Source organism: Clostridium sp. MCC353 (genome assembly GCF_018785315.1).
Taxonomy (GTDB): Bacteria; Bacillota; Clostridia; order Lachnospirales; family Lachnospiraceae; genus CHH4-2.
The window spans coordinates 1-8,731 of the sequence record NZ_WQPN01000086.1 but is presented as its reverse complement, the minus strand read 5'-3'; the positions used below and the strand labels follow the sequence as shown (position 1 = coordinate 8,731).

Genomic DNA, 8,731 nt, shown 5'->3' with positions numbered 1-8,731 from the left:
CGCGCAGAGGCCGCAGCTGGAACCGGCAGGAAGAATGCCAGGCGCGCAGAGGCCGCCGCTGGAATCGTCAGGAAGAATGCTTGGAGCGCAGAAACTACCGCTGGAACCGGCAGGAAGAACCTCAACAGCCCAGCCGCCGATAGAACCAGAAGAAAGTGAAAGTACACCCGCGATACAGTCACTGATAAAGCCGGAAGAAAAAGCAAATCCTGTCATTTTTTCTGAGAAATTACCAGATGATTATATTGAGATACAAAGAGCTGATGTAAAACCGGTTATGTATAACGGGTACGATCTCAATGAATTGATTTTTACAGTGGTAAAGACCCTCCAAAATGTGAGCCGTGTAAGGTATTATGGAGCGGCAATGCTAAACGATGTCCTTAGGGGAACCGTAACAAAGCGTATAATTGACAGCAATCTGGATAAGATTCCGGAATTCGGGATTTTAAAAGAGTTTCAGCATGAAACGGTGAGATCCATTATTGAATGGATGATTAAAGAACATTTGATCTTGAGGACCAAAGAGCGGTATCCGGTTCTGCATTCGACCTATGAAGGGCTTCATTATTCGGAGAAAATGACGGAGGGAAAATTGAAGAAGTTAAAGACGTATTTGGAGGAAGGCACATGACAAATTCTGATTCTGCCAAAACTACATACCCCTTAACCATTGACAGCAAGTACTACAGCAGCCTGGATATCGAAGGATTTTCCCAGATGATGAAAGATCCGTCCTACTGCTATAAATTTTATTGGCTGGAAGCGATTGTACAACTGATTTCCAGGGGCGTGAGGGAGACCACATTTGATGCCATTATTGATGAAATGATCTGCAGCGCCTGGTACTCTGTCCGGGAATACCATATCCATCTGAGCGGCCTTCCGCTCAGCGGCGAGGTGAGGGATGGTCTGGAACGGGCGGTGATCCGTCTTACGGAATTGAGCGGTCTGCCAGCCGATGCTTCTGATGTGGAGATCAAAAACGCCATTCGGGAACACAATCCGGAATTGAAAGCGGCAAAAGAGCAGCTTACCAATATGGTTCCGTATCGCGCGCTGTCGGGATTCTTCTTAAAGTCAGATACAAGGGCTGAATGGGACAGCATAAAACGGATGACAGCCTATATTGAGCGGATTAACCGTGATCTGGTCCTGCTTCCCTATACATTGGGAAATGGGAGTAAACTGAATAAGGAAGTGTATTTCCAGCCGCCCTGGATCAGGATGATACAGGATCATACCGTATCGATTTTAGGGTGGATCCAGTTTGAGAAGGTGAAATGGCTCCAAAACAATAATCCGGAAGTGCCGGGGCTGGTGTACAAGCTGGCGCCGATGGATGAAAAAATGCGCAGGCTGAATCATGTGCGGAAACTTTGGGAAGGGATTTTGGAAATACGGGAGGTAAGGGATGTATTTACGGAGGATCCTGTGATGTCCGGCCAGTATGATGTGGATCATTTTATACCATGGTCATTTGTGATGAATGATGAATTATGGAATCTGATGCCAATGGATTCTTCTTTAAATTCTTCCAAGAGTAACCGCCTTCCCCACTGGCAGCCGTATTTTGAACGGTTTGCAGGCAACCAGTACATTTTGTACGAATTGATCCATGAAAAGGCAGGAATTCGGAACCTGTATGAGCGATGTTATAAGGATAATCTTCATTCCCTGTGGGCCGGGCAGGAACTGTACCGGAAGGGCAACAGCAGGGAAGAATTCTTCCGTATTTTACAGAAGAATATGCAGCCGGTGTATGATTCGGCCAGGCGGCAGGGGTATGAGATTTGGAATCGGTGAGACGGCAGAGAGACAAACAGAATTTCCGGACTTAAACTAATGAAGACTGTGTTATGAGGCGGTGAGAATCGTGTCAGTTCAGATAGGTCTGAACTGTTATGCATCCAGTTTATTAAAGCCGCCTGCGGCGAGGGACTGGATGCCTGCAGCCGCTATGTTTCCGTACGGTCCGCGCAGAAAATGTGCAGACCAATTTGAATTGTTAATGAGAATCACATTTTGCGAAAATTAAGGGGAATGTGTATGAGAAGAAAATGGTTGATGATGTTAGCGCTGATGATTCTGTTGATGCTTTCGGCCTGTGCTGCTGAGGAACGAGCACAAGGTGCTGCAGAAACGAAAGGTATTGCAGAGACAGAAGGTATTGCAGGGATAGAAGGTGCTGCAGAAACAGAAGGCATTGCAGGGATAGAAGGTGCTGCAGAAACAGAAGGCATTGCAGGGATAGATAGTGCTGCAGAAACGGACGGCATTACAGAGACGAAGCAGATTGTTGAAATTGCTCCCCACAGTTCATTGGACCTGTCGCAAGAGGGGCGGCAGCCGATCCGGATGCAGGAGTATTATAAACCATTTGTCGGGGAAATCCTGGAGAAGGATTCTTTGGTGGTTGGCATGATTGAGGAAGACCGCCCTCCATTTTTTTACTGCACGGGCGACGGTTCAATGGACGGCCTGGATGTAGAAATCTCTCTTGGAATCGCCAATTCGTTTGGCGTGGAGCTGGTGATAGACCGCACGGCCCGCTCGAATCAGGAACTTTATGAAAATTTGGCACAGGGCAAATATGATATGGTGCTGTCCAAGCTCAGTATGACGCCGGAAAGGGCAATGGGGGTTTCTTTTTCCGCGCCATATGTTACTTTGAGACAATCTTTTTTAGTAAATAAAAAGCTGGCCTCCCAATACGGCGTAACAGAGTATCCATATGACTATTTGCGGGAACCCGGGGCGGTGATTGGAACCGTTGAGGGGACTTCCTATGAAAGCTTTGTACGGCAGAGTTTTCCGGAGGCTGATGTCCGCGTATATCAGGATATTTCATCTATGATTGACGCTGTGGTCGGTGCGGAAGTATTTGCGGCGGTTTATGATGATCTTACCTTTGTCCAGGCGATTATGAAGAATTATGAGATTTCATTGTATTCTACAATTTATACTGTGGAGGACCTCCGGGACTATATTTGTGCCGCGGTTGGAGACGGATCTGAGGATCTTTTGGAATGTATCAACGCATATTTAATGGTTAACTGTTATTCCTATGTATTAGATGACTTGATCCGGGATTTTCCGGAATGCTTTCATTAAGGGGTGTGTATGAAAATGGGTAAAATTCTCAGAAGTCCGGTTCTGCTGTTTGTTTTGTTTGTGTTGGGAATTCTGGTGGGGATCCTGCAGCCGCCGTTTATTGGGGTTTTGGAGGTATTTGGAGATATTTTTCTGACGCTGCTGGAACTTTGTATGCTTCCGATCATTGCCACAATGATGACCATAAGCATTCATAATGTGCTGAAAGCAAAGGTGGGCGGCAGATTTCTCTGCCGGGCCACGGTTACCAGCATTATAATTACAGCGGCAGTTTTTGGGATCACGGTGGCGGTTAGCTGGCTGATGCGCACATCTATTTTCCAACAGAAAGATTTCCAGCTTGCTGCCAGTAAACTCCTGATTGAAGGGGAGGCAGGTATTAATTCGATGATTCGGGAGATCAGCAGTTACATACGGCCGGAAAGCCCTGAGACGGTTACAATCAGTGAAATGATCCTCAATATTTTTCCGGACAACATTATCAGGGCATTGTCGCAGAGCAATGTGCTTCAGGTTGTCTTTTTTTCCATTATACTGGGCATTTCAACGGTTACATTGCCGCCCAAGAAGGAAGAATTGGTCATGGATTTGTGTGAAGCGGTGAACCACATTTTCATGGAGATTTTCGACTTTATCATGATATTCCTGGCGCCTGCGATTTTCTGCATTATATCCGTGCAGATATCTGCTTTGGGTATGGATATTCTGCTCTCTTTGGTATGGCTTTTATTGATGACCATTGCAATCTGTCTGTTAATCTGCGCGGTGTCCATGATTGTAATGTGCCTGGTGACGAAGACATGTATCCCGGATCATCTGAAAGCCATGGGGAAACCCCTTTATATGGCGTTCGCTACCGGAGACGCAATTCCCACCATTCCTTATCTGACCGATAACCTGCATGTTCACCATGGAATTAACCGGACAGTCAGCAACACCATTCTTCCCATCAGCATTTCTCTGTTTAATTATGATGGGGTGATCCTGCTTGCGCTGAGTTTTATCGGCGCCGCATCAATTTATGATGTTTCGCTGCAGCCCGGCACGGTTGCGGCTGCCTTCCTAATTACATTTTTATTGTCAACCAGTTATTCTGATATTATGACGTCTTCCTATTTAATCGTGCTGCTGCTGGAACCCTTTGGACTGCCTGCGGAAGCGATGGTGGCGATGCTGATTCCGCTCAATCCGGTGCTGGATGCTGTGTTTACGGCAACCAAGGTTTATCCGGTCTGTGTGACGGCGGCCATAATGTCGAAACATATGGATGAGGCGCAGCAATAGACTGGCGGAAGATTTTTTTAGTTTACGCTTAATTCTCCATATTAAAATGTCAGGCTGCCTGTGCAGCACTTTTTAAATGGAGGTAAAAAAGATGAGCAATTATACCCAGGGTATTAATGAAATGTGGGAAGAGGTGGAAGGCAAAAAGACAGGGAAACACACAGGGAAACACACAGGGAAACACACAGAGGAACACACAGAGCATGACAAGTGGAAACGCCTCAAGTCCGACTATTATGGAAAAAAATGCACGGTGCTGTCAGAGTGGGGAGTGATTGATTTTGACCCGGAACAGAGGATGGAAGTGGTGGGCGGCGAAAAGCTGACCTATGATGAGTATCTGGATATCATGAAAGCATCCGGCAGGAAATCGCGGCACTATTTTGAGCAGTGTTATTACAATGGCTGCGGGTGCGGGTTCAAGGGCCGGATTGAAAAGAAGTCCAAAGGCAATATCTGCTTCCAAAGAATATTTGTAAGCGGAATGTACGGAGACGGCACATTTTTTAATGGCAGAGAGGATCATGTCTGGATGCCGGGGGACGGGTTTGAGAAATATGAAACCGGGGACTGCCTGTCATTTGGGGCAGAGGTGTACCGCTACCTCAAAACCGGCAGTGGAAAGGCCATTGATTTCTCTTTAAGGCGGCCGGAAAGAATCAGAAAAATCCAATCCTATGAAATACCCAGTGATGATGAACTGCTGATGCAGAGCATCGACGAAATTGTGTGCGAAGTTTGTATGTTTCGTGAACACTGCTGTCTGGGATTGTGCATTGCAGACCGTAAGTGGCGTGAGAACATGAAGCGTCAGCTTTATAACGCTGTTAAAGGTTGAGCGGCGGGGGGGGATTTCTAAGGAATCGGCCTGCTCTCATGTTTTGATTCCCCAGAGCAGACCTGCTCTGCCAGTTCCGTCTCCTGTTCAAACAGGCAGGTGAGTAAATGACAGGCTTCATCGAAAGCGGCGCTGTTCGTTCTGATAAGCGCCGCTTTATAAAAACCATTTTTAACGGTCATCCATTCATCATAGTAATGCCTGGAGAAAAACAGCGGCGCATTTTCTGACGAACAGTCCCGTTCTTCCAAAAAATGGCGGAATAAATAACGTCCGGCCAACAGGCAGTCAACGTATTTTGCAGGAAACAGAGCGTTTTTTTCTGATCCATTTACCCAGATGCGGGCGCGTTCAAGGAAATATCGCAATGTTTCAGGATGCGTTTTCAGCACCTCCTGTGATTGGGCCAGCAGTGGATTGGGAGCAGGGCCGGTATGGGGGGCAGTGACGGGGAGAGCGGACGGATCCATTTTAACGGCAATGAGAGCATAAGCATTGGAAACCAGCTCTTTTGCAGCCATTGTTTGGCCGATTATCCCATAGGTAGGATCAAAACAGTCCTGCTGCATGGATGCCCCCTTTTGGACGATAAAATAATGCGGCCCATGCAGGAGCTGATAGAGCGGGCACCACGGAATGAGACAGGCATCCATGCCGATGATAACCAGGTTTCCTGCCGGAATGTCTGACCATCCTATTTCCCGGTCCTTCTTTTCGGTCAGGGGGAGATCCAGCCTCATACCCATGATTTCAAGCGTTTCTTGTATTCTTCGGGAGAGAAAAACACCGCATATGGGGTCATAACGCAGACGTCCCTCGGACCAAAGGCCGGAAAATGCCGCAGTATAGTCAAGCCCGAACGCATTTGCTAAGGTGATCATGCAGTCATGATAGCAGTTCAGACCTTGAAAATGGATGAGTTTCATCGGATTCCTCCATTCCGGAATGTTTTTTGTGCAGGCGCTGCCTCCTGCTGCGCACGTCTGTTTTTGCCTGTCGCTGTTTTATCCAGCGTTTCCACAAAACGGATATTGCGGGGGCATTTATAATCTGCCAGATGTCCGGCGCACCATTTTTGAATGGATTCAAACTGGATTTGGGACGCTGATGGTACGATGTCGGCGCAGACGCATTCACTGCCCGGCACGTCTGCTTTACCGTATACCATGCAGTCTTTCACCAGCGGACAGGCCAGCAGACATGTTTCCACCTCTTCCGGATATACGTTAAATCCCCGCACGAGCAGCATATTTTTCTTTCGCCCGCAGATATAGAGATAACCGTCGCCGTCAAAATATCCGATATCTCCTGTGTGGAGCCAGCCATTTCTGAGGATCTCTTTTGTGGCATGTTCATCTTCATAATATCCCAGCATGATATTGGGGCCCCGGACTATGATTTCTCCCGGCTGATCCGGTTCGTCTGTTATTCCTGTCTCTGTTTCCAGACAGACTTTTACGCCCGGCAGAGGCAGGCCAACGGAATCCAGTTTATCTTCCGGAAGACTGCGGAAGGGCTGTGCGATGAGAGGGGAGGCCTCGGTCATGCCGTAACCCGACCAAAAACGTATGTTGGGATAGGCGGCGGACAGGCGTCTGAATGTGCCGTCAGGGACTTTGCTCCCTCCGAAACCGAAATAGCGCAGAGAAGTGATGTCATAGGGAATGCCGCGGCCGAGTGTGCGTTCCATCAACAGAGCGGCCGCCGTTCCTCCGTCATAGTGGCTGATTCCCAGCTCCTGCGCGGATTTAAAAAGGGCGTCCAAGGTGAAATTTTCAGACATAGGAAGCATAGGAAAACCCCGCAGGACACAGGAAAAAATGACAAGCAGGCCGTATATAGCTGAAAATGGAGTGCCAAGAGCGTACCGGGGCGAGGGATCCCGGTATTTTTCATACCCCATATGCCTCAAATAGGCGGAGACATTAAATGCCATATTGGTTTCTGAGAGCCGGACGATTTTTGGATGCCCTGTGGTGCCCGATGATGCGAGCAGGAGCATGGGGGCGCCTGGATCGGTCTTTTGTATGTCAGGCGGCTGTTGCGGAAATGACCGTTTGGCGTCAACATAAAGAATGTCCGGCGCAGGCGAACATGCTTTGACAGCGGCCTCACAAAGAGGGCCCATAGCGCTGCTGGTGATGACCGTACATACCGGCGTGCAGCTTAACAGGCTGGTGAGTTCTATTGAAGTCAGGTGTATGTTCAGCGGAAAAGCTGTCCATCCGGCTTGAAGGACGGCGAAGAGGGCGGAGAGGAAATCGCTGCCGTCCGGGAGAAGGATTGCAGCGGCAGACCGTTTGTTTACGTTCGGCAGAGCGGCTTGCAGAGTGAAAGACCGTTGTGCCAGTTCCGCATAGGAAACGGGGGGCTCTTCACCCAGTACTGCGGGCAGATCATATTCCCATTTTGACAGAAGTGCGTCTCTAATCATTTTCCTCCTCCTTCTTTTTCACCTTTTCTTCCACAAGTTTTATCAGCGTTCCAAATATGCGGCAGCCTGCCATTTCCGGAAGGTCAATGGTAATGTGGTATTGTTCTTCTATGTCCATCAGCAGGCATACAAATGAGAGGGAATCTAAGTACAGATCTTTATACAAATCGGTTGTTTCTGTAATCGGAACGGAAATAACGGTTTTTTGATCTATGAGTTGTATAATGGTTTCCTTTACTGGCATGGTCGCTGCTCCTTTTAGAATTGCGTAAATGTGCCCCGGAATTGACCGGAGCCGAATCCGGGGCACATTTAAAATATTGTTATTCGATATAAATCCCGCCGCTTATGGAGGCGGTCATATATTGTGAAGAGGACGCACCTGCCGATATAAATCCAAAAATAATGGTTACGAGAGTTCCGGCTGGCAGCGGGATATTCAGCCCTGTCTGGCTTGCTCTGCGAAGGGTGTATTTTGGAATGGTTTCTCCGCCTGTATAGGGAGGAAAATACACGATGCTGTTTTGAAGCACCCGAAAGGCAAGCCTGTCGGTTTCTCCTATGGCCAGACACATAAACGGCCGCAGGGTCGCGCCTTCTTCCGGGGATATATCCTGCCGGTTGGCGAATACGCCGTAAAAATTACGTACCGTTCCATCATAAGGCATGACAAAGGAGGAGGGGTAGGATTCACTGGTATTGATTGTGATGAGTCCCGACGCCCATTCCCCGGGTTCCAGTACCGAAAAATACCCGGTATCGCCTCCAAAACCGGCATAGGCGATCTGGGACGGCGCGCCTGTGCCGTCGGTGCTGAGAGGAACGCCGGATGCATTTTGATTGGAGTAAGAGAATGGGATGGTAGCGGCAATTGGCCCCGGTTCGCCCTGAGGTCCGGACGGCCCTGGCTCGCCCTGAGGCCCGGACGGCCCTGGTTCACCCTGAGGTCCGGGGACGCCTGGTTCACCCTGAGGCCCGGAAGGCCCTGGCTCACCCTGAGGCCCGGACGGCCCTGGTTCGCCCTGAGGTCCGGCGGCGCCTGGCTCGCCTTGGGGTCCGGA

At 48.8% G+C, this 8,731-nt stretch carries 8 protein-coding genes and 1 pseudogene; 5 read left to right on the top strand and 4 right to left on the bottom strand.

Annotated features, from left to right (window positions below; all coding sequences use genetic code 11):
• The 5 genes from GPL15_RS15750 to GPL15_RS15730 all read left to right on the top strand — a co-directional run.
• A partial coding sequence (locus GPL15_RS15750) for an RQC domain-containing protein (RefSeq protein ID WP_275950496.1) occupies window positions 1-634 on the top strand: 634 nt, incomplete at its 5' end.
• The gene (locus tag GPL15_RS15745; RefSeq protein ID WP_215699642.1) at window positions 631-1,806 is read left to right on the top strand and encodes an HNH endonuclease domain-containing protein; all 1,176 of its coding nucleotides are present in this window, start codon (window positions 631-633) and stop codon (window positions 1,804-1,806) included. The genes GPL15_RS15750 and GPL15_RS15745, both read left to right, overlap by 4 nt.
• Window positions 1,807-2,049: 243 nt before the next feature.
• Window positions 2,050-3,114 carry an ABC transporter substrate-binding protein gene (locus GPL15_RS15740; RefSeq protein ID WP_215699641.1) on the top strand — a complete coding sequence of 355 codons (1,065 nt, stop codon included), beginning with the start codon at window positions 2,050-2,052 and terminating at the stop codon, window positions 3,112-3,114.
• 9 nt (window positions 3,115-3,123) lie between these two features.
• Window positions 3,124-4,398, top strand: coding sequence for a cation:dicarboxylase symporter family transporter (locus GPL15_RS15735; RefSeq protein WP_215699640.1), 1,275 nt, complete (start codon window positions 3,124-3,126; stop codon window positions 4,396-4,398).
• A 91-nt stretch (window positions 4,399-4,489) separates the two neighbouring features.
• A complete protein-coding gene (locus GPL15_RS15730; protein WP_215699639.1) occupies window positions 4,490-5,236 on the top strand; it encodes a hypothetical protein in 747 nt (248 codons plus the stop codon).
• 17 nt (window positions 5,237-5,253) lie between these two features.
• Here the strand turns inward: GPL15_RS15730 and GPL15_RS15725 are convergent, their stop codons facing one another.
• The 4 genes and pseudogenes from GPL15_RS15725 to GPL15_RS15710 all read right to left on the bottom strand — a co-directional run.
• Window positions 5,254-6,162: a hypothetical protein gene (locus GPL15_RS15725; protein WP_215699638.1), complete on the bottom strand. Its 909-nt coding sequence runs from the start codon at window positions 6,160-6,162 to the stop codon at window positions 5,254-5,256.
• Window positions 6,159-7,670 carry a class I adenylate-forming enzyme family protein gene (locus tag GPL15_RS15720; RefSeq protein WP_215699637.1) on the bottom strand — a complete coding sequence of 504 codons (1,512 nt, stop codon included), beginning with the start codon at window positions 7,668-7,670 and terminating at the stop codon, window positions 6,159-6,161. The genes GPL15_RS15725 and GPL15_RS15720 overlap by 4 nt, the downstream gene beginning before the upstream one ends.
• Window positions 7,663-7,914 carry an acyl carrier protein gene (locus tag GPL15_RS15715; protein ID WP_215699636.1) on the bottom strand — a complete coding sequence of 84 codons (252 nt, stop codon included), beginning with the start codon at window positions 7,912-7,914 and terminating at the stop codon, window positions 7,663-7,665. The genes GPL15_RS15720 and GPL15_RS15715 overlap by 8 nt, the downstream gene beginning before the upstream one ends.
• A 79-nt stretch (window positions 7,915-7,993) precedes the next feature.
• Window positions 7,994-8,731: pseudogene (locus GPL15_RS15710) on the bottom strand (collagen-like protein); the annotation flags it as partial.

Coding starts and splice junctions, on each gene's coding strand:
- GPL15_RS15740 (WP_215699641.1), top strand. CDS start 2,050: ATGAGAAGAAAATGGTTGATGATGTTAGCGCTGATGATTCTGTTGATG.
- GPL15_RS15735 (WP_215699640.1), top strand. CDS start 3,124: ATGAAAATGGGTAAAATTCTCAGAAGTCCGGTTCTGCTGTTTGTTTTG.
- GPL15_RS15725 (WP_215699638.1), bottom strand. CDS start 6,162: ATGAAACTCATCCATTTTCAAGGTCTGAACTGCTATCATGACTGCATG.
- GPL15_RS15745 (WP_215699642.1), top strand. CDS start 631: ATGACAAATTCTGATTCTGCCAAAACTACATACCCCTTAACCATTGAC.
- GPL15_RS15720 (WP_215699637.1), bottom strand. CDS start 7,670: ATGATTAGAGACGCACTTCTGTCAAAATGGGAATATGATCTGCCCGCA.
- GPL15_RS15730 (WP_215699639.1), top strand. CDS start 4,490: ATGAGCAATTATACCCAGGGTATTAATGAAATGTGGGAAGAGGTGGAA.
- GPL15_RS15715 (WP_215699636.1), bottom strand. CDS start 7,914: ATGCCAGTAAAGGAAACCATTATACAACTCATAGATCAAAAAACCGTT.